The organism is Ancylobacter polymorphus (assembly GCF_022836935.1).
GTDB lineage: Bacteria > Pseudomonadota > Alphaproteobacteria > Rhizobiales > Xanthobacteraceae > Ancylobacter > Ancylobacter polymorphus_A.
Genome location: NZ_CP083239.1, coordinates 1,202,599 through 1,222,104, shown reverse-complemented (window position 1 = coordinate 1,222,104; position 19,506 = coordinate 1,202,599). Strand labels below are relative to the sequence as shown.

Below are 19,506 nucleotides of genomic sequence, written 5' to 3'. Positions count from 1 at the left end.
ATTCCATGCTGAAAGTCCGCGTCATTCCCTGCCTCGACGTGAAGGACGGCCGGGTCGTCAAGGGCGTGAAGTTCGTCGATCTGCGCGATGCCGGCGATCCCGTGGAGGCGGCCAAGGCCTATGACGCCGCCGGAGCGGACGAGCTCTGCTTTCTCGACATCACCGCCAGCGTGGAAGCCCGCAGCACGCTGATCGATGTGGTGAGCCGCACCGCCGAACAGTGCTTCATGCCGCTCACCGTCGGCGGCGGCGTGCGCACGGTGGAAGATATCCGCGCGCTGCTCAACGCCGGCGCCGACAAGGTGTCGATCAACACGGCGGCGGTGAACCGGCGGGACTTCGTGCGCGAGGCGGCGGAAAAGTTCGGCGAGCAGTGCATCGTCGTCGCCATCGACGCCAAGAAGGTTTCCGCCGAGGGGGAGCCCGACCGCTGGGAGATCTTCACCCATGGCGGGCGCAACCGCACCGGCATCGACGCGGTGGAGTATGCTAGGGAAGTCGTCGCGCTCGGGGCCGGCGAAATCCTGCTCACCTCCATGGACCGCGACGGCACCGGCGAGGGCTTCGACCTGAAGCTGACCCGCGCCATTTCCGATGCGGTGCAGGTGCCGGTGATCGCATCCGGCGGGGTGGGCACGCTCGACCACCTCGTCGACGGCATCCGCGACGGCGGGGCCTCGGCGGTGCTGGCCGCCTCGATCTTCCATTTCGGCACCTTCACCATCGGCGCCGCCAAGGACGCCCTGGCTGAGGCCGGCCTACCCGTCCGGCACGGCGGTGGCGATAGCGCGGAGACGGCCTGATGACCGACACACCCACCCGCGTCAGCCTGGAAGACCTCGCCGCCATCGTCGCCCGGCGCGCCGCGGCCGAGGGCGAGCCGTCCTATACCCGCACCCTGCTCGCCAAGGGCGTCGCCAAATGCGCGCAGAAGCTGGGCGAGGAAGCGGTGGAGACGGCGCTCGCCGCCGTCGGCACCGATACGAAAGCGGTCATTTCCGAAAGCGCCGATCTTCTCTACCATCTTGCCGTGCTGCTTCAGGCGCGCGGCGTGTCGCTGGATGACGTGTATGCGGAGCTCGGCCGCCGGACGAACCAGTCCGGCCTGGAGGAAAAGGCGTCCCGCCCCAAGGGCTGAGGGCGCCATCCCCTTGTTCCCGACGGCGGTTCTCCGGCCGGCGGCCAGTATCCTGCCTTCAACTAAGGTGGTATACGGTCGACCAACGCCCGGCGCTTTGAATGTCCGGGCGAGCCGGGAAACGCTACCATGGACCTGAAGCTCGACGGGGCGGTGCTGTCGCCTTTCCGTCAATTCAGCCGCGCCGAATGGGCGGCTTTGCGCGCCGACACGCCCCAACCGCTGAAGCCGGACGAGATCCAGCGGCTGCAGGGTCTCAATGACCGGCTGTCACTGCCCGAGATCGAGGAAATCTACCTGCCGCTCTCGCGCCTGCTCTCGATCTATGTCGGGGCGACGCAGAAACTGTTCCGGCAGATGCAGAAGTTTCTCGGCCCCGAGCAGAACGGCAAGATGCCCTACATCATCGGCGTTGCCGGCTCGGTGGCGGTGGGCAAATCCACCACCGCCCGCGTGCTGCAGGCGCTGCTGGCGCGCTGGCCCAACACGCCGAAGGTGGCGCTGGTGACCACGGACGGCTTTCTGCTGCCCAACGCCATCCTGGAGCAGGAAGGGCTGATGGGGCGCAAGGGCTTCCCGGAAAGCTACGACCTGCCGGCGCTGCTGCACTTCCTCACCGACATCAAGGCCGGCCGCCGGCCGGTGCGGGCGCCGCTCTACAGCCATTTCGACTATGATGTGACGCCCAATGCGGCGATCGAGGTCGATCAGCCCGACATTCTCATCGTCGAGGGGCTGAATGTGCTGCAGACCAGCCGCCCGCCCAAGGATGGCAAGGGCATTCCCTTCGTCTCCGACTTCTTCGACTTCAAGGTCTATATCGACGCCGACGAGACCATTCTGGAGCGCTGGTATGTCGAGCGCTTCATGCGGCTGCGCGAGACCGCCTTCCGCGATCCCAAAGCCTATTTCCACCGCTATTCCAGCCTCACCGGCGCGGAGGCGGACGCCACCGCCCGCGCCATCTGGCGCTCGATCAACCTGGTGAACCTGCGCGAGAACATCCTGCCCACCCGCCAGCGCGCCGACCTCATCCTGCGCAAGGGCGGCGACCATGAGGTCGAGGCGGTAGCGCTGAGGAAGCTCTGACGTGACGGCGGCGGTCGATATCGTGCCCGGCTGCCGCTACTGGCCGGGCTGGCTCGACCGGCAGGGGCAGGAGGCGCTGGCGGAGGAACTGCGCGCCGTCCTGGCTGTGGCGCCGCTGTTCACCCCGCTCATGCCGCGCACGGGCAAGCCCTTCTCCGTCCGCATGTCCAATTGCGGGCCGCTCGGCTGGGTGTCGGACGTCTCCGGCTATCGCTACCAGCCGACCCATCCCGAGACCGGCCAGCCCTGGCCGCCCTTCCCGCCTGCGCTGATCCGCGCCTGGGACGTGCTGGCGGGCGTCGATCTGGCACCCGAGGCCTGCCTCATCAACTGGTATGGGCCTGAGGCGCGGATGGGGCTGCATCAGGACCGCGACGAGGAGGAGTTTTCCGCGCCGGTCCTCTCGCTGTCGCTCGGCGACACCGCGCTGTTCCGTATCGGCGGCACGGCGCGCAGCGATCCCACCCGCTCGCTCCGCCTCGCCTCGGGCGATGCGCTGCTGCTGGCAGGGCCGGCGCGGCTGGCCTTTCACGGCATTGACCGCATCTATCCCGGCACGTCGACGCTTTTGAAGCAGCCGGGGCGCATCAATCTGACGTTACGGCGGGTACACAGGGCGGGCACGAGCGAAATTCGGCCTTGATGAATGCGCAGAAAGGGCGAAGTTACAGCCGCCTTGAGATTTGAAGGATTGCGAATGCGCCTTGTTGCCCGCCTTGCCGCCGCAGCCTGTGTGCTGGCGGCGCTCGCCCTTCCCGCTGCCGCCCAGACGGTGTTCGTCAATGAGGGCACGATCGGCCTGGTGCCGCCGGAGGGCATGGTGCCTGTGCCCGGCGTGCCCGGCTTCCAGGACCGTGCCGCCAGCGCCTCGCTGCTCGTGCTGGAAATGCCCAAGCCTGCTTATGAGGAGATCACCAAGAGCTTCGCCGCCAAGGAGCTGGAGAAGCAGGGCGTGACGGTCGAGGAGCGCCGCGACGTGACGCTCGCCGATGGCGTGCCGGCGATCCTGCTCAAGGGATTCCAGACCGTCGGCGCCGGGGCGCTGAAGAAATGGATCCTCGTCGCCGGCGGCAAGGACCAGACCGGCATGATCACGGTGCAGTTCCCGGAGGCTGCGAGCAGCCGCTATCCCGACGCCAAGATCGAGGAGGCGCTGAAGACGGTGGTGTTCCGCGCGCCGCCCAGCACCGAGGAGATGCTCGCCAAGCTGCCCTTCACGCTGGACCAGCTGAGCGGCTACAAAGTGATGAAGGTGATCGGCAATAATGCGGTGCTGCTCACCAAGGCCGATGCCGCCCCGGCGGACAAGGGCGAGACCCAGTCCCAGTCCTTTTTCATCGTCGCCGTAGGGCCCGGTGAAATCCGCGAGGATGAGCGGGAGGCGGTGGCCAAGCGGGCGATCGCCAGCGTGCCGGGCATCAAGGAACTGCGCGTCGAGCGCGGCGGCCCGCTGCGCGTCGGCGGCCAGCCCGGCTATGAGCTGATCGCCAATGCGGTGGACCAGCAGAGTGGCACGCCGGTGAAGGTGGCGCAGTGGCTCAGCTTCGGCCGCAATGGCTATCTGCGCATGGTCGGCGTGGCGGCGACGGAGAATTTCGATGCCGACTACACCGCCATGCGCGCCGTGCGCGATGGCGTGACCCTGCGCTGATCTTCTGAACCAGCCGCAAAAAAGGGCCCCACGGGGCCCTTTTTCATCTCGGATGGGCCGGCGCGCGGAGCGCGGCTCAGTTTCCAGCCGGCGGCGCGTCCGTGGACGCTGCCTTCGGGCCGCCCTTGGAGACGCCGACCAGCGCCGGGCGCAGCACGCGCTCGCCGAGCTTGTAGCCGGGCTGGATGACCTGAACCACGGTGCCGGAGGGCACCTCGGTGTTCGGCACCTCGAACATCGCCTGATGCATGTTCGGATCGAACTTCGCCCCATCCGCCTCGATGCGCGCCACGCCGTGCTTGGACAGCGCATGCAGCAACGCGCGGCCGGTGAGGTCGATGCCTTCCAGCAGCGTCTTCAGCGTGCCGTCGGCCTTGGCGCGGGCCTCGGCGTCGATGGCGCCCAGCGCGCGCTCGAAATCGTCGGCCACGGTGAGGATGTCGCGGGCAAAGCCGGTGATGCCGTAGATTTTGGCGTCTGCCACCTCGCGCTCGGCGCGGCGGCGCACATTGTCGGCCTCGGCGAAGGCGCGCAGGAACTTGTCCTTCAGCGCGGCGATCTCGGCCTCGAGCTGTTCCTTCTCGGCGGCGAAGGCGGCAGCGAGGTCGTCCGGCGCGCCCGCAGCGCCGTGGCCGGCGTCGACAGTCTGATCGCCCGTTTCGGGCTGGTCAGCCGGGGTGCGGTTTTCGTCGCTCATGAATACCTCGTCGAAGAATGGATTTGTCCCGGCGGCGTGGCCGCGCGGACGCCCGCCATATCGGGGCGGAAGCCGCAAAAATCAAGCCGCGTCAATCCCCGGACCGGCAAGGACGCGGCTGACGACGCGGGCGGTGAAGTCGACCATCGGCACGATGCGGGCATAGTTGAGCCGCGTCGGCCCGATGACGCCGAGTACGCCGACCACTCGGCCCTGCCCGTCGCGATAGGGCGCGACGATGGTGGAGGAGCCCGACAGCGAGAACAGCTTGTTCTCCGAGCCGATGAAAATGCGCAGGCCCTGCGCGTCCTCGGCCCGCCCCAGAAGGTCCACGACCTCCTGCTTGGCTTCGAGATCGTCGAACAGCAGACGCACCCGCTCCAGATCCTCGATGGCGCGCAGATCGTGCAGCAGCCGCGTTTGGCCGCGTACGATCAGCCGCCGCTCGGCCTTGTCGCCGCCCGACCAGCTGGCCATGCCGCTTTCCACCACCCGCGCCGTCACCTCGTCGAGCTCGGCGCGGCGGGCGGCGAGGGTGCGCTCCACCTCGGTGCGCAGTTCCACCAGCGTGCGCCCGCGCGTCAGCGCGCTGAGGAAATTGGTCGCTTCCACCAGCGCGGAGGAGGGCAGGCCCTTGGGCAGCGGCACGAGGCGGTTTTCCACCTCGCCATCCTCGGAGACGAGGATCAGCAGCGCCCGGCTGGGGTCGAGCGGCACGAATTCGATATGTTTGAGCCGCACATCGGTCTTGCCTGTCGTGACGACGCCGGCGCCGCGCGACAGGCCGGAGAGCAGGTTGGACGCTTCCGCCAGCACCCCGTCCACCGTCTGGGCGCGGGCGGCGGCGCGCACCTGCGTCTCGATCGAGTTGCGCTCGTCTTCCGACACGTCGCCGATCTCCAGCAGCGCATCGACGAAGAAACGCAGCCCCCGCTCGGTCGGCAGACGGCCGGCGCTGGTGTGGGGAGCGAAGATCAGCCCCGCCGCTTCGAGGTCCGCCATCACATTGCGCACCGAGGCGGGCGACAGGGTCATGGGGATGAGCCGGGAGATGTTGCGCGAGCCGGCCGGCTCGCCGGTGGCGAGATAGGTCTCGACAATCTGCCGGAAAATCTCGCGCGAGCGCTCGTCGAGCCGCGCCAGCGACGGCGCGGTGGCGGAGAGAAATGGGTCGAGGGGCATCGCGGGGCCTGTCCCTTGTCTCGTCTACCCGGTCATGGGTGTCTATTATCTCGGTAATCGCCGCCCATGTACAAGGCGGCGCGTGTTGAGGCCCCGTCATTGGGCCGTGAGGGACCGCCGGCGATTGCACCGGGCCCGCGCCGCCCTTACAAGGTCCGCCCACAGGGCCTGTCGCGACGGGCTCGTCGCCGCCGTTCAGGAGATCGTCCGCATGCGCCCTTCCCGCCGCCTTCCCGACGAGATGCGGGCCGTAAGCTTCGAGCGCGGCGTGCTGCGCCATGCCGAGGGCTCCTGCCTCGTGAAGTTTGGCGAGACCCATGTACTCGTCGCCGCGACGCTGGAAGAGCGGCTGCCGCCCTGGCTGAAGGGGCAGGGGCGGGGCTGGGTGACGGCGGAATACGGCATGCTGCCGCGCGCCACCCATGACCGCACGCGCCGTGAGGCCGCTGCCGGCAAGCAGTCCGGCCGCACGCAGGAAATCCAGCGCCTCATCGGCCGGTCGCTGCGCGCGGTGATGGATCTCGAAAAGCTCGGCGAGCGGCAGATCACCATCGATTGCGACGTGATCCAGGCCGATGGCGGCACCCGCACCGCTTCCGTCACCGGGGCGTGGATCGCGCTGCATGATTGCCTGAGCTGGATGAAGGCGCGCGGCATGCTCTCCACCCTGCCGCTGCGCGACCATCTCGCCGCGGTTTCCTGCGGCATCATCGACGGCGAGCCGCGGCTCGATCTCGATTATGCCGAGGATTCCGAGGCGCATACGGATGTGAACTTCGTCATGACCGGCTCCGGCGGCTTCGTCGAGGTTCAGGGCACGGCGGAGAAGACGCCGTTCACCGAGGACGAGTTCAACGCCATGCTGGGCCTCGCCCGCAAGGGTGTCGCCAAGCTGGTCGATCTGCAGAAGCTGGCCGTCGCATGAGCCCCGCCGCGCACCGCCGGCTCGAAGGCCGGGTCGTCATCGCCACCCATAATCCCGGCAAGCTGGAGGAGATGCGGGGCCTGCTGGCACCCTATGGCATCGACGCCGTTTCCGCCGGCGAGCTCGGTCTGCCGGAGCCGGAGGAAACCGGCCTCACCTTCGGCGAGAATGCCCGCATCAAGGCCATCGCCGCCGCCAATGCGTCGGGCCTGCCGGCCTTCGCCGACGATTCCGGCCTGTGCGTCGATGCGCTGGGCGGCGCGCCGGGGCTCTACACCGCCCGGTGGGCGGGGCCGGAAAAGGACTTCATGGCGGCGATGACCCGCGTGGAGGAGGAACTGCGCGACGCCGGGGCGGAACTCCCCGATCTGCGCAAGGCGCATTTCATCTCCGCTCTGTGCCTCGCCTGGCCGGACGGGCATGTCGAGGATTTCGAGGGCGTGGTGAACGGCACGCTGGTCTGGCCGCCGCGCGGGCCGGCCGGCTTCGGCTATGATCCGATGTTCCAGCCCGATGGCCATGAGCGCACCTTCGGCGAGATGAGCGGGGCGGAGAAGCACGGCCTGCCGCCGCATGGGCGTGGCCTCTCCCACCGCGCGCGGGCCTTCATGACGCTGGCGCAGGCCTGCCTCGGGGCGACGTTTGACTGAGCGCGCCCCCGCGCCGCCGCCGGTGGACCCCGGCTTCGGCGTCTATGTGCATTGGCCGTTCTGCAAGGCCAAATGCCCCTATTGCGACTTCAACTCGCATGTCCGCCACGCGCCGCCGGACCAGGCGCGCTTCGTGGCGGCGTTCCGTGCCGAGATCGCGCATACGCGCGAACGCATCGGCCAGCGGCGGACCCACAGCGTGTTCTTTGGCGGCGGCACGCCGTCGCTGATGGAGCCGGCGACGGTCGGCGCCATTCTCGACGCCATCCATGAGGCCTGGCCGCTCGACGCGCGTGCCGAGGTGACGCTGGAGGCCAACCCCACCAGCGTCGAGGCCGGCCGTTTTCGCGGCTATCGCGCCGCGGGCGTCAATCGCGTCTCGCTCGGCGTGCAGGCCCTGGACGACGCTGCGCTGAAGGCGCTGGGGCGCATGCACAGCGCGGAGGAGGCGCTGGGCGCGGTGGCGGTGGCGCGCGCCGCCTTCGAGCGCGTCTCCTTCGATCTCATCTATGCCCGGCCGGACCAGCGGCCGCAGGACTGGGCCGCCGAGCTTCAACGCGCCATCAATGAGGGCTGCGAGCACCTCTCGCTGTACCAGCTGACCATCGAGGAGGGCACGCCCTTCGCCGCCTTGAACCGCGCCGGCCGGCTGATCGTGCCCGAGGACGAGTTGGCGCGCGCCCTGTGGGACGTGACGCAGGAGACGACGCGCGCCGCCGGCCTGCCGGCCTATGAAATCTCCAACCATGCCCGCCCGGGGGCGGAGAGCCGGCACAATCTGCTCTATTGGCGCTATGGCGAATATGCCGGCATCGGGCCCGGCGCGCATGGACGGCTCGACACGCCGGAGGGCCGGGTCGCCACCTCCACCGAGCGCGGGCCGGAGGCATGGGTGGCGAAGGTGGAGGCGCAGGGCCATGGTGTCATCGCCGACGAGACGCTGACCCGCGCCGAGCAGGCCGACGAATATCTGCTGATGGGACTGCGGCTCATGGAGGGCATCGACCGCGCCCGCTTCGCCCGGCTGGCGGGGCGCGGCTTCGACCCCGCGCGCGTCGCGGCGCTGCTGGAAGACGGCATGATCGAGGAATTGCCGGGCGACCGCCTGCGCGCCACCGCTCTCGGCCTTCCCGTGCTTGACGCCCTCGTCGCCGATCTGGCGGCGTGAAGCGTCCACTTTCAATTTGCGATTGAGGCACTATGGTAGAGGCGAGTGTGGAGTTTTTAGAATCCTGTGACCAAGTACTACACCGCTTATATCGATGAAGCCGGTGACGAGGGTATCGGCAAACTTGCGGCTGGGCCTGTGGGTGGTCAGTCGCGTTGGCTTGTACTTGGTGCCTGTATAGTCAGTCGAGAAAATGATCTAAAGTTGCCAGCGTGGAGAGACAAAATTCTCTCCAGATTTCCCGACAAGAAGTCTCGCGATCTTCATTTTCGTGAATTAAAGCATGAACAAAAGATTGTCGTGTGTCAGGAAATATCAGTTCTTCCGATTGGAGTATCCCTTGCATTTTCACATAAGGTGACAATTCCAGGAACAAAGTGGGAGTCAATTTTTAAGCAAAAGGGATATTTATACAATTATTTATTGCGATGGCTGCTTGAGCGCGTGACTATGACATGCGAAAGGGCGGCAGGCGGAGACCAATGTGTACTTAAGATTGTTTTTTCCCGTCGAGGAGGAACCGACTATCAGGCTATGAAGGATTATCTATGCTTGATGCGGGATGGCAATGAGGTAATGAGACCCGTGCGATCAATTCGCTGGAACGTATTGGATATCGACACTATTTCGGTAGAAAATCATAAAAAATGGGCAGGATTACAATTGGCGGACTGCGTTACAAGCGCAGGATTTTGCGCCCTAGAGCCTAATAGATATGGAAATTACGAGTCTTCTTACGCAAGAATTCTACGAGATCGATTTATAAAGCAAAATGGATCCATATTTAACTGCGGAATTACACCTGTTCCGTCGTTACGACGATGCAATATTGACGATGCTCAACGCGAATTCTTTGAAAGCTTCATATAGAGGTGGGCAGACCCCCGGCCCCTGATCCACATCGCAAAGGATGCTGCCGCTCAAAGAGCAACTCGGAGTTATTCCGGCGCGTGTCTGCCCAATCCGAATCTGACGGATGTGTTGAAGAAAGTCAAGAGTCAATAAGAACAAAGATGGAACATAATGTGTCTCACATCCCCTGCGCGAAGCTGCGCGGGGCGGGGCTGACGATCTGGCTGGTCCCGCCGGAAATCTGCATCACCGCCAGCCCGCGTTGATTGGTGCCATCGGCGCGGAAGCGGAAAATGCCGTCGACGCCGGAAAAGCCCGACGGGTTCTGGATCGCCGCATCGGTGATGCCGTTCTCGCCATAGGAATTGACCAGCGCCGCCATCAGCGACACCGCGTCATGCGAGAGCGTGGTGGTGCGCACCGGCTCGCTGCCGAAGCGGGCGCGGTAGCGGGCGGCGAAGGCGCGGAAGCCGGATGTGTCCGGCGCGGCGAAGAGGCCGCCATTCATCGCGGGATTGGCGAACAGCTTGGCATCGTCCCACAGGCCTGTGCCGATCAGCTGCTTGCCGGCGAGGCTGGCGCCGGAGCCCGACAGCGCCTGCACGATCTGCGGCACGGTGTCGGCGGCGTCGGGGAGGAAGACGGCGTCCGCTTGCGCCATCGAGCCGGCAAGGCGCCGCGCGGCTTCCGCCGCCTGGCCCGAGGCGTAGCGCTCCAGCCCGACCACGCGCCCGCCGACCACCGGCACGGTTTCGCGGAAGGCGGCCTCGACCACCGAGCCATAGGCATTGTCCGGTACCAGCCCGACATAGGAGCGCCGGCCCTGGGAGGCGGTGTAGCGGATGACGCGCTCGACATCGGTCTGCGGCAGGAAGCTGAGGAGATAGACCCCCTGCGTCGCCACATTGGTATCGGTGGAGAAGCCGACCAGCGGCACGCCGCGCTGGCGCGCCACCTGTCCGGCGGCGGCGACGGAATGGGCGAAGAGCGGACCGATGAGCGCGCGGGCGCCCTCGTCCAGCGCCTGGCTGGCGGCGGCCTGCGCCCCCGGCCCGGTGCCGCCATCGTCCTTGACGATGAGCCTGATGCGGGCGCCGGAAAATTCCGACAGCGCCATTTCCGCCGCGTTGCGCAGCGAGATGGCCACCGCGCCGGCATTGCCGCTGGCGCCGAGTGGCAGGATGAGGCCGATGGGGGTGCCGGTGCCCAAGGCGGGGTTTGCGGTCGGCGGCGCTTCCGGCAGTGGCAGCGCCGCCTGCGGCGCCCCCATATCCGGCCCGGAGGAGCAAGCAGCCAGCCCCGCCGCGCCCGTCATGAGGAGAAAACCGCGCCGGCTCGTCCGGGCGAGGCCTGTGCGGATCGCGGCCGTATCCCTGGGGTTCATGCGGTGCGTTCGGCCCGGCTGTGCGCCTGCCACCCTGGCCGACGTCGCCCACCTTTTTAGGACGGCGGGACTCGCCCTGTCACCTTCTCCGCGCCGCCGGGGCCACGAATGCGTTAAATATCCACGCGTTCGGCCGTCATTTACCGCACGCGGGGCCTCAGCGGGCCCGGCACGCGGCGCATGACGCGGGCCGCGCGGCTCTCTACAATGCGCGCATGACCCTTTCTCCCGCTACCTCCGATTCCGCCGAGACCTCCGCGCCGCGCAGCTTCCGTATCGGCGCGCACAGCCTGCCCGCCGCGCGGCCGCAGCCCGGGCTCTATATCGTCGCCACGCCGATCGGCAATCTCGGCGACGTGACCCTTCGCGCGCTGGAAACCCTTGCCGGTGCCGATCTCATCGCCTGCGAGGACACCCGCGTCACCCGCCGGCTGCTGGAGCGTTACGGTATCGAAACGAAACTCGTGGCCTATCACGACCACAATGCCGAACAGGCCCGCCCGCGCCTGCTCGCCCAGCTGGCGGAAGGCGGCGTGGTGGCGCAGGTGTCGGATGCGGGCACGCCGCTGGTCTCCGACCCCGGCTACAAGCTGGTGGCGGCGGCGATCGAAGCCGGGCACCGCGTCATTCCGCTGCCCGGCGCCTCGGCGAGCCTTGCCGCGCTGGTGGCCGCCGGCCTGCCGACCGACCGCTTCTTCTTCGAGGGCTTTTTGCCGCCAAAGAGCGGCGCCCGCCGCACCCGCATCAGCGAATTGAAGACGCTGCCGGCGACGCTGATCGTTTATGAGAGCGGCCCGCGCCTGCCCGACAGCCTCGCCGACCTTGCCGACGGGCTCGGCCCGCGCCCGGCGGCGGTGTGCCGGGAACTCACCAAGACCTTCGAGGAGGCGCGGCGGGGCACGCTGGACGCCCTCGCCGCCCATTATGCCGAGGCCGGCCCGCCCAAGGGCGAGATCGTGCTGGTGATCGGCCCGCCCATGGCCGAGGAATCGAGCGAGGCCGATCTCGACGCCGCGCTGAAGGCGGCCTTGGCCAGCCTTTCGGTGAAGGATGCGGCGGCGGCGGTGGCGACCGCGACCGGGCTTCCGCGCCGCGCGGTCTATGCCCGCGCACTGGCCTTGCAGGGCGGCGATGGCTGACGGCGGCGCGCCGGAGGATGCGGGGCGTGCGCGGGCGCTGCAGCGCCGCCAGGCCGCCTTCACCCGGGGCATGGCAGCGGAAGCCGCCGCCGCCGCCCTGTTCGAGGCCGAAGGCTTCGCCATTCTGGAACGGCGCGTGCGCACCCCGCGTGGCGAAATCGACCTGGTGGCGCGGCGCGGCGATCTCGTCGTCTTCATCGAGGTGAAAGCCCGCGCCTCGCTGCGTTTCGCGGCCGAATCGATCTTGCCGCGCCAGCGTCGGCGCATTGTCGGCGCGGCGGAAATCTACCTCGCGTGCCATCCTGAACTCGCCACGCTCGACCAGCGGCTCGATGTTGTGCTGGTGGCGCCGGGCGCGCCGCCGCTGCATCTGCCGGGCGCCTTCGAGGCAGAATGAGCGCGGGGCACGAGGCCGTGGCGCGGCGGCGCGCGAGCGACTAAACAGGGAGATGAAAACGCCGCCGGGCACATCTGCCGCCGGCCGGCTCCCTCCTGTCGCAGACGGAACTCCCATGAGCCTCAATGTCGCCGTCCAGATGGACCCGATCGACCGCATCAACATTGCCGGCGATTCCGCCTTCGCCCTGATGCTGGAAGCCCAGGCGCGCGGCCACGCGCTCGCCTATTACACGCCCGACCGCATGGCGATGCGCGATGGCGAGGTGTTCGCCACCGTGCACCCGCTGGAGGTGCGCGATGTGAAGGGGGACCACTACACGCTCGGCGAGGCGCGCCGGGTGCGGCTCGACACGTTCGACGTGATCCTGATGCGGCAGGACCCGCCCTTCGACATGAGCTACATCACCGCCACGCATCTGCTGGAGCGCATTCACCCGAAGACGCTTGTCGTGAACGACCCGGCCCATGTGCGCAACGCGCCGGAGAAAATCTTCGTCACCGAATTTCCGGACCTGATGCCGCCGACGCTGATTACCCGCGACCTCAATGAGATCAAGGCGTTCCGCGACGAGTTCGGCGACATCGTGATGAAGCCGCTCTATGGCCATGGCGGCGCCTCGGTGTTCCGGCTCACCCGCGACGACCTGAATTTCGGCTCGCTCTACGACCTGTTCGCCACCACCTTGCGCGAGCCCTGGGTGGTGCAGCGCTTCCTCCCCGAGGTGAAGCACGGCGACAAGCGCATCATCCTGGTCGACGGCGTGTTCGCCGGTGCGGTGAACCGGGTGCCGAGCGAGGGCGATCTGCGCTCCAACATGGTGCGCGGCGGGGCGGCGGCAGAGACCGACCTGACGCCCCGCGAGCGCGAGATCTGCGAGCGGCTGGGTCCGGCGTTGCGGGCGCGCGGTTTGCTGCTCACCGGTATCGACGTGATCGACGGCCATCTCACCGAGATAAACGTCACCGCTCCCACCGGCATTCGCGCCATCAAGCGCATTGGCGGGCCGGATATTGCACCGATCGTGTGGGACATGATCGAGGCCAAGCGCCGCTGAGGCCGGGTCGACGGCGCTGAAACGAAAACGGCACCGCCCCAAGGGACGGTGCCGTTGCCGTTTCAAGCAATGTGGACCGCGCGTCAGTGAACGCTGAGCGTCACCAACTCGTTCTGCATCGCATTGGCGATCGCCGCTTCCCGGCTGTCGGTCAGCATGATCGGCGTGCCGTCAGCGGCGTGCAGGGTGAACAGCACGAGACCGGGCGAGAGATGCGCCTGCGGAAACATTTCCGCCGCCTCTTCCGAACGGATGGTGCGCAGATAGGCGATGTGCCCGCCGCCGAGATTGGCGAAATCTTCCGCCGTGAGGGCGCCGGTGAGCGCCGAACCGGCGGAAGCGGGGTCGATATGAAATTCATTGGTCATGATCGGCTACTCCTCTGCGTACAGTCGAGACCGCCTGGGGGACGTCGTCACTCATCCGTCGCAATGGTGATACGCCGGACGACGCGTTCCGGTTCCGGCCGCACCAGTTCGACGCAGAGCAGGCCGTTCTTCAGCTCGGCGCCGATCACGCGCATGCCATCGGCCAGCACGAAGACGCGCTGGAACTGGCGGGCGGCGATGCCCCGGTGAAGAAAGACCCGCCCGGGCTCTTCGCTCTGGCGGCCGCGGATGACGAGTTCCTTCTCCTCCACCGTCACATCGAGCTGCTCGCGGGTGAAGCCCGCGACGGCCAGGGTGATGCGGAGTTTTTCCGGCTGATCCGGCGTGGCCACCCGCTCGATATTGTAGGGCGGGTACCCGTCGGAACCTTTCATGACACGGTCGAGCGCCCGCTCGACCTCGTCAAAGCCGAGCAGGAAGGGGCTCGACAGCGAGGGAATACGCGACATGCTCCCAAAGTCCTCGTCTGAAGCGACTTTGTGTGATGGGACCCCGATGAGGCATCCCGTTGGGAAGCGATATGGGAGGGCGCGGGCCGGCGCGCAAGACATCGCGCACGACATGTGGCCGCGGGATGGCGGCCGCAGGAGGCCGCGCCCGCAGAGGGCGACGGGGAACGGCCGCCGGGACGGGAAGCGCGTCGCGCTCAGGCGGCGTGGCGCTCGCCATTGACGCCGAAATGATCGAGATAGCGCGGGTTGATCTTCTCCACCGGCAACACGATCAGCACATCGGTGGTGCCGAACTGGCGGTCGATCACCGCGCCGCGCCCGATCTGCGCGCCGAGGCGCAGATAGCCCTTGATGAGCGGCGGCAGCGCCAGCAGCGCCGCCTTGGCGTCCAGCGCCTCGACGGAGACAAGGTCCATCGGCGCGGCATGTTGCGGCAGCGCCTGCGCCGCCCATTCCGGATCGGTCGGCGCGAAATGGTGCAGGAAGGCAAGCGGACGGGCGAGCGCCTGCGGGTCGCAGCCTTCCAGGCTGGCGCAGCCGAACATCACGTCGATGCCATGGCGGCGCACATAGGCCCAGATGCCATGCCAGAGCAGCTCCACCGTGCGCTTGGTGCGGTAGGATGAGAGCACGCAGGAGCGGCCGAGTTCCAGGAAACGGCGGTGCGGGTGGCGCGCCAGCAGCGGGGCGATGTCGAACTCGCTCGCCGTGTAGAAGCCATTGTGCCGGTCGGCGATCTCCTGCCGCAGCAGCCGATAGGTGCCGACGACGCGCGGCACGCTCCGGCCGCGCACCATGCGGCAGGACTCATGGTCGAGCACGAGAAGGTGATCGCAAATGCCGTCAAAGGCGTCGACATCGCGCCGGGCGAGCCGCATGGCGGCGGCCGGGGTCGCCGACATTTCCTCATAGAACACTTCGTAGCGCAGGCGCTGGGCGCGGCGCACATCCGCTGCCGTCACTGCGAGCCGCACTTCGAGCGCGCCGATGCGCCCCAGCGTTGCCGGGCCGGGCTCACCCCGGCTGCCGCGATGGCGCACGCCGGAATAGGAGCGCAAGGCCGGCATCAGGCGGGAGGGGGTAAGCGCCGCCGGCACCAGCCGCAGCGGCGCGGCACCGGGCAGGGCCGTTCGCGGGGTAAAGAAGCTGCGCAGGGCCGAGAGGCCGGGAGCGTTGAGCGAGGCGGCAAAGCGCGAGCTGGGCGGTGTTTCGACAGTCCCTTCGGCGAAAAGCTGCGTCATGTCCGATCCCCCACGCTGCCTTCACTATAGCGTTTTGTGACAGGAATCACATTTCTCGGACGGTCATGTGACAGACGGGGCGCGGGTCGCACCGGTGCCGGGCGCCCCGCGCTCGGCACCGAAGCCGGGGGGCCGTCGGGGTCAATGCGGCTGCGCGGGCGGGGCGGCGATGACGACTGATCCGGCTTGCACCGCGCGGGTGGAGCGAGCTGCGACACACGCTAAATGGCCCCGGCAGGCCCCCCGTCCGCTGGCGCCGTCAGGCGGCGGCGGCGTGGCGGTCCGCAGCGGCGCGGTAGGCCAAGGCCTCGGCCAGGTGTCCCCGGCCGACCGTCTCCGCGCCGGCGAGATCGGCAAGGGTGCGCGCCACCCGCAGCACCCGGTGATAGCCGCGGGCGGAGAGGCGCATCAGCTTGGCCGCGTCCGCCAGCAGGGCCGTGCCGGCGGCGTCGGGCGTGGCGATCTCTTCGAGGATAGGGCCCGTCGCCTCGGCATTGGTGAACAGGTCAGGTCGGCCGAGCGCCAGGAAGCGCTCGCGCTGCAGCACCCGCGCCTGCGCCACCCGCCGCGCCACGGCCGCGCTGGGCTCGGAGGGGCCGGGGCGCACGAGATCGACCGCTGCGACCGCCGGCACGTCGAGATGCAGGTCGACCCGGTCGAGGAACGGGCCGGAGAGGCGCGCCTGATATTCCGCCGCGCAGCGCGGGCCGCGCCGGCAGCTCTGCCCCGGTTCGCCGGCGCGGCCGCAGCGGCAGGGATTCATCGCCGCGATCAGCTGAAAGCGGGCGGGATAGGAAATGCGGTGATTGGCGCGGGCGATGACCGCCTCGCCGGTCTCCAGCGGCTGGCGCAGCGAATCGAGCACGGCGGGAGCGAATTCCGGCAATTCGTCGAGGAACAGCACGCCATTATGCGCCAGCGAGACCTCGCCCGGCCGGGCCCGCATGCCGCCGCCCACCATCGCCGCCATGCTGGCGGAATGGTGCGGCGCGCGGAACGGGCGCCGGCTGGTCAGCGCCCCGCCCTGCAGCGTCCCGGCCACCGAGGCGACCATTGACACTTCCAGCAACTCCGAGGGGGTGAGCGGCGGCAGCAGCGAGGGCAGGCGCTGCGCCAGCATGGATTTGCCGGCGCCGGGCGGGCCGCTGAGCAGAAGATTGTGGCGCCCGGCGGCGGCGATCTCCAGCGCCCGGCGGGCCGTTTCCTGGCCCTTCACATCGGCGAGGTCGGGCAACTGGGCGGATCCCGCCTCCAGCCGCGGCTCGGGACGACTGAGGAATTGGCGGCCGGCGAAGTGATTGACCAGCTGGATCAACGAGTGCGGCGCCAGCACCGCCATGTCGGGGCTGGCCCAGGCCGCTTCCGGCCCGCACGCTTCCGGGCAGATGAGCCCGTGGCCGCGCGCATTGGCGCCGATGGCCGCCGGCAGCACGCCGGAGACGGCGGCGATGCGCCCGTCGAGCGCGAGTTCGCCCACCACGGTGAAGCCTTCCAGCGCGTCCGGACCGATGGCGCCGATCGCCGCCATCAGGCCGAGGGCGATAGGAAGATCGTAATGGCTGCCTTCCTTCGGCAGGTCGGCGGGGGCGAGGTTGACGGTGATGCGGCGGGCGGGGAGCGCCAGGCCGGAGGCGGTGAGGGCGGCGCGCACCCGTTCCTTCGCTTCGGTGACCGCCTTGTCGGCCAGGCCGACGAGATTGAAGGCCGGCAGGCCGGGGCTCACCTGAACTTGAACATCGACGGGACGGGTCTCCACCCCCTCGAACGCCACCGTCGCCACGCGCTGGACCATCGCACCCTCTCCCAGGAGATCCGGCAATGCACGTCGGGGCGCCGCCTTTCCGCACCCGCTGGTGGCAGAATACGGCCCAGAACGCGAAGGTCAAGAACAATAAGAGAACAAACCGAGTGGAACATGAACAGAACGTTAAGCGCCTACCCGCCTGATTGATGATAGAGAAATTCTATCGTGGCACGGAACACCTGAATTGATTTCGGTTTCGGCGCGTACCATCCTTACCTTTGGAAAATTCTAAAAGAAGGCTACGGGAGAAATGCCGCATTACGAACCCTGGAGCGACGAGCGTGCCCGCGCGGTCATCGATGAGTTTTCTCATCTGGAAGGCCCGCTGATGCCGATGCTCCACGCGGTGCAGGAGACGTTCGGCCACGTTCCCGACGCCGTCGTGCCCATGCTGGCCGAGAAGCTGAACGTCTCGCGCGCCGAAGTGCATGGCGTCGTGACCTTCTATCACGATTTCCGCCACGAGCCCGCCGGCCGCCATGTGCTGAAGCTGTGCCGCGCCGAAGCCTGCCAGGCGGCGGGCGGCGATGCGCTGGCCGAACATGCAGAACACCGGCTCGGCTGCAAGCTCGGTGAGACCACGGCCGATGGCCGCGTCACCGTGGAGCCCATCTACTGCCTCGGCCTGTGCGCGACCGCGCCCTCCGCCATGCTGGACGGGCGGATCGTCGCGCGGCTCAACGAGCGCCGGCTCGACGCCCTGATCGAGGAGGCCCAGTCGTGACCATCCGCATCTACGTTCCCAAGGATGCCTGCGCCATCGCCTGCGGCGCCGACGAGGTGGCCGAGGCGATCGCCGCCGCTGCCGTTTCGGCGCGCCAGCCGGTGGAGATCGTGCGCAACGGCTCGCGCGGTATGCTCTGGCTTGAGCCGATGATCGAGGTCGTCACGCCCGAGGGCCGCATCGCTTATGGCCCTGTCGAGGCTGGCGATGTCGAGGGCCTGTTCGCGGCCGGCTTCCTCACCGGCGGCGCGCATGCGCTGCGCATCGGCAAGCCGGAGGAGCACCCCTTCCTCGCCAAGCAGACCCGGCTCACCTTCGCCCGCTGCGGCATCATCGACCCGGCCTCCTATGCCGATTACCGCGCGCATGGCGGCTATAAGGGCCTGGAGCGCGCGCTGCAGCTCGGGCCGGCCGAGATCATCGAGGAAGTGAAGAAGTCCGGCCTGCGCGGCCGTGGCGGCGCCGGCTTCCCGACCGCGATCAAGTGGAAGACCGTGGCCGATGCCAAGGCCGACCGCAAATACATCGTCTGCAATGCCGACGAAGGCGACAGCGGCACCTTCGCCGACCGCATGATCATGGAAGGCGACCCCTTCGAGCTGATCGAGGGCATGACCATCGCCGGCATCGCGGTGGGCGCCACCAAGGGCTATGTCTACACCCGTTCCGAATATCCCCACGCCATCTGGGCGATGGAGAAGGCGATCGAGGTGGCGCGCGCCCATGGCATGCTGGGCGTCAACATTGCCGGTTCGCCCTACAGCTTCGATATGGAAGTGCGCATGGGCGCCGGCGCCTATGTGTGCGGCGAGGAAACCGCGCTGCTCGACAGCCTGGAAGGCAAGCGCGGCACGGTGCGCGCCAAGCCGCCGCTGCCGGCGCATAAGGGCCTGTTCCAGAAGCCGACCGTCATCAACAACGTGCTCTCGCTCACCGCCGTGCCGCATATCCTGGCCGATGGCGGCGAGTTCTACGCCAATTTCGGCATGGGCCGCTCACGCGGCACGATGCCGATCCAGATCGCCGGCAATGTGAAGTTCGGCGGCCTGTTCGAAACCGCCTTCGGCATCACGCTCGGCGAGCTGATCAACGACATTGGCGGCGGCACCGCCACCGGCAAGCCGGTGAAGGCCGCGCAGGTCGGCGGCCCGCTCGGCGCCTATGTGCCGACCTGGCAGTTCGACCTGCCCTTCGACTATGAGGCGTTCGCGGCCAAGGACGCGCTGATCGGCCATGGCGGCATCGTCGTGTTCGACGAGAGCGCGGACCTCGCCAAGATGGCGCGCTTCGCCATGGAGTTCTGCTCCGTGGAAAGCTGCGGCAAGTGCACGCCCTGCCGCATCGGCTCGACGCGCGGCGTCGAACTGATGGACAAGATCATTGCCGGCGAGCGCGTCGAGGCCAACCTCGCCACGCTCACCGACCTCTGCCAGACCATGAAGCTTGGATCGCTTTGCGCCCTTGGCGGGTTTACCCCCTATCCGGTGCTGAGTGCGCTGAACCATTTCCCCGAGGAATTCGGCGCACCCCCGCGCCGCCTCGAAGCCGCCGAGTGAGGAGGACGCAT

General features: G+C 68.0%; 21 protein-coding genes. 14 read left to right on the top strand and 7 right to left on the bottom strand.

All coding sequences use genetic code 11. The annotated features are described in order from the left end of the window. Positions 1 to 5: 5 nt before the first annotated feature. The 5 genes from hisF to K9D25_RS05730 all read left to right on the top strand — a co-directional run bounded on the left by hisF (position 6) and on the right by K9D25_RS05730 (position 3,878). Positions 6 to 803: an imidazole glycerol phosphate synthase subunit HisF gene (gene hisF, locus K9D25_RS05750; protein WP_244450804.1), complete on the top strand. Its 798-nt coding sequence runs from the start codon at positions 6 to 8 to the stop codon at positions 801 to 803. After that, complete coding sequence (locus tag K9D25_RS05745; protein WP_244380341.1) at positions 803 to 1,138, top strand: phosphoribosyl-ATP diphosphatase; 336 nt, start codon at positions 803 to 805, stop codon at positions 1,136 to 1,138. The genes hisF and K9D25_RS05745 overlap by 1 nt, the downstream gene beginning before the upstream one ends. A gap of 129 nt (positions 1,139 to 1,267) precedes the next feature. Continuing rightward, positions 1,268 to 2,227, top strand: a complete 960-nt coding sequence (gene coaA, locus K9D25_RS05740; protein ID WP_244380339.1) for a type I pantothenate kinase — start codon at positions 1,268 to 1,270, stop codon at positions 2,225 to 2,227. A 1-nt stretch (position 2,228) separates the two neighbouring features. Beyond that, positions 2,229 to 2,870 carry an alpha-ketoglutarate-dependent dioxygenase AlkB family protein gene (locus tag K9D25_RS05735; protein WP_244380337.1) on the top strand — a complete coding sequence of 214 codons (642 nt, stop codon included), beginning with the start codon at positions 2,229 to 2,231 and terminating at the stop codon, positions 2,868 to 2,870. Positions 2,871 to 2,924: 54 nt separating this feature from the next. Then, on the top strand, positions 2,925 to 3,878 hold the full coding sequence (locus K9D25_RS05730) for a hypothetical protein (RefSeq protein WP_244380335.1): 954 nt from the start codon (positions 2,925 to 2,927) through the stop codon (positions 3,876 to 3,878). A 76-nt stretch (positions 3,879 to 3,954) separates the two neighbouring features. Here K9D25_RS05730 and grpE read toward each other — a convergent pair whose 3' ends face one another. Both grpE and hrcA read right to left on the bottom strand, forming a co-directional pair. Then, complete coding sequence (gene grpE / locus K9D25_RS05725) at positions 3,955 to 4,575, bottom strand: nucleotide exchange factor GrpE (protein ID WP_244380333.1); 621 nt, start codon at positions 4,573 to 4,575, stop codon at positions 3,955 to 3,957. A gap of 81 nt (positions 4,576 to 4,656) precedes the next feature. After that, on the bottom strand, positions 4,657 to 5,757 hold the full coding sequence (gene hrcA / locus K9D25_RS05720) for a heat-inducible transcriptional repressor HrcA (protein ID WP_244380331.1): 1,101 nt from the start codon (positions 5,755 to 5,757) through the stop codon (positions 4,657 to 4,659). A gap of 211 nt (positions 5,758 to 5,968) precedes the next feature. On the opposite strand from hrcA, the gene rph reads away from it, so the two are divergent. The 4 genes from rph to K9D25_RS05700 all read left to right on the top strand — a co-directional run bounded on the left by rph (position 5,969) and on the right by K9D25_RS05700 (position 9,370). After that, a complete protein-coding gene (gene rph, locus K9D25_RS05715; protein ID WP_244380326.1) occupies positions 5,969 to 6,682 on the top strand; it encodes a ribonuclease PH in 714 nt (237 codons plus the stop codon). Further along, positions 6,679 to 7,332, top strand: a complete 654-nt coding sequence (gene rdgB / locus K9D25_RS05710) for an RdgB/HAM1 family non-canonical purine NTP pyrophosphatase (RefSeq protein ID WP_244380322.1) — start codon at positions 6,679 to 6,681, stop codon at positions 7,330 to 7,332. Before rph ends, rdgB begins: the two co-directional genes overlap by 4 nt. Continuing rightward, complete coding sequence (gene hemW, locus K9D25_RS05705) at positions 7,325 to 8,500, top strand: radical SAM family heme chaperone HemW (protein ID WP_244380321.1); 1,176 nt, start codon at positions 7,325 to 7,327, stop codon at positions 8,498 to 8,500. The genes rdgB and hemW overlap by 8 nt, the downstream gene beginning before the upstream one ends. Before the next feature lie 66 nt (positions 8,501 to 8,566). Then, positions 8,567 to 9,370: a DUF3800 domain-containing protein gene (locus tag K9D25_RS05700; protein ID WP_244380317.1), complete on the top strand. Its 804-nt coding sequence runs from the start codon at positions 8,567 to 8,569 to the stop codon at positions 9,368 to 9,370. 160 nt (positions 9,371 to 9,530) lie between these two features. On the opposite strand, the gene K9D25_RS05695 is transcribed toward K9D25_RS05700, so the two are convergent. After that, complete coding sequence (locus K9D25_RS05695; RefSeq protein ID WP_244380315.1) at positions 9,531 to 10,736, bottom strand: penicillin-binding protein activator; 1,206 nt, start codon at positions 10,734 to 10,736, stop codon at positions 9,531 to 9,533. Between the two features lie 215 nt (positions 10,737 to 10,951). On the opposite strand from K9D25_RS05695, the gene rsmI reads away from it, so the two are divergent. The 3 genes from rsmI (at position 10,952) to gshB (ending at position 13,329) form a co-directional block, all read left to right on the top strand. Next, positions 10,952 to 11,875: a 16S rRNA (cytidine(1402)-2'-O)-methyltransferase gene (gene rsmI / locus K9D25_RS05690; RefSeq protein ID WP_244380306.1), complete on the top strand. Its 924-nt coding sequence runs from the start codon at positions 10,952 to 10,954 to the stop codon at positions 11,873 to 11,875. Then, a complete protein-coding gene (locus K9D25_RS05685; protein ID WP_244380290.1) occupies positions 11,868 to 12,272 on the top strand; it encodes a YraN family protein in 405 nt (134 codons plus the stop codon). The genes rsmI and K9D25_RS05685 overlap by 8 nt, the downstream gene beginning before the upstream one ends. A 115-nt stretch (positions 12,273 to 12,387) precedes the next feature. Further along, positions 12,388 to 13,329 (top strand): glutathione synthase, encoded by a 942-nt coding sequence (gene gshB, locus K9D25_RS05680; protein WP_244380289.1) that lies wholly within the window; start codon positions 12,388 to 12,390, stop codon positions 13,327 to 13,329. An 83-nt stretch (positions 13,330 to 13,412) separates the two neighbouring features. On the opposite strand, the gene K9D25_RS05675 is transcribed toward gshB, so the two are convergent. From K9D25_RS05675 to K9D25_RS05660, 4 genes are all read right to left on the bottom strand, one after another. After that, positions 13,413 to 13,697, bottom strand: a complete 285-nt coding sequence (locus K9D25_RS05675; protein ID WP_244380288.1) for a DUF1150 family protein — start codon at positions 13,695 to 13,697, stop codon at positions 13,413 to 13,415. 47 nt (positions 13,698 to 13,744) lie between these two features. Beyond that, positions 13,745 to 14,167: an Hsp20 family protein gene (locus tag K9D25_RS05670; protein WP_244380287.1), complete on the bottom strand. Its 423-nt coding sequence runs from the start codon at positions 14,165 to 14,167 to the stop codon at positions 13,745 to 13,747. Between the two features lie 197 nt (positions 14,168 to 14,364). Next, entirely contained in the window at positions 14,365 to 15,411 is a 1,047-nt protein-coding gene (locus K9D25_RS05665; RefSeq protein WP_244380286.1) for a GNAT family N-acetyltransferase, read from the bottom strand. 259 nt (positions 15,412 to 15,670) lie between these two features. Then, positions 15,671 to 17,203: a YifB family Mg chelatase-like AAA ATPase gene (locus K9D25_RS05660; protein ID WP_244380285.1), complete on the bottom strand. Its 1,533-nt coding sequence runs from the start codon at positions 17,201 to 17,203 to the stop codon at positions 15,671 to 15,673. A gap of 262 nt (positions 17,204 to 17,465) precedes the next feature. Here K9D25_RS05660 and K9D25_RS05655 point away from each other — a divergent pair, with 262 nt between their 5' ends. Together K9D25_RS05655 and K9D25_RS05650 are read left to right on the top strand one after the other, a co-directional pair. Beyond that, positions 17,466 to 17,939: a formate dehydrogenase subunit gamma gene (locus tag K9D25_RS05655; protein ID WP_244380283.1), complete on the top strand. Its 474-nt coding sequence runs from the start codon at positions 17,466 to 17,468 to the stop codon at positions 17,937 to 17,939. Further along, on the top strand, positions 17,936 to 19,495 hold the full coding sequence (locus K9D25_RS05650) for a formate dehydrogenase beta subunit (RefSeq protein ID WP_244380281.1): 1,560 nt from the start codon (positions 17,936 to 17,938) through the stop codon (positions 19,493 to 19,495). Before K9D25_RS05655 ends, K9D25_RS05650 begins: the two co-directional genes overlap by 4 nt. Positions 19,496 to 19,506: the final 11 nt, after the last annotated feature.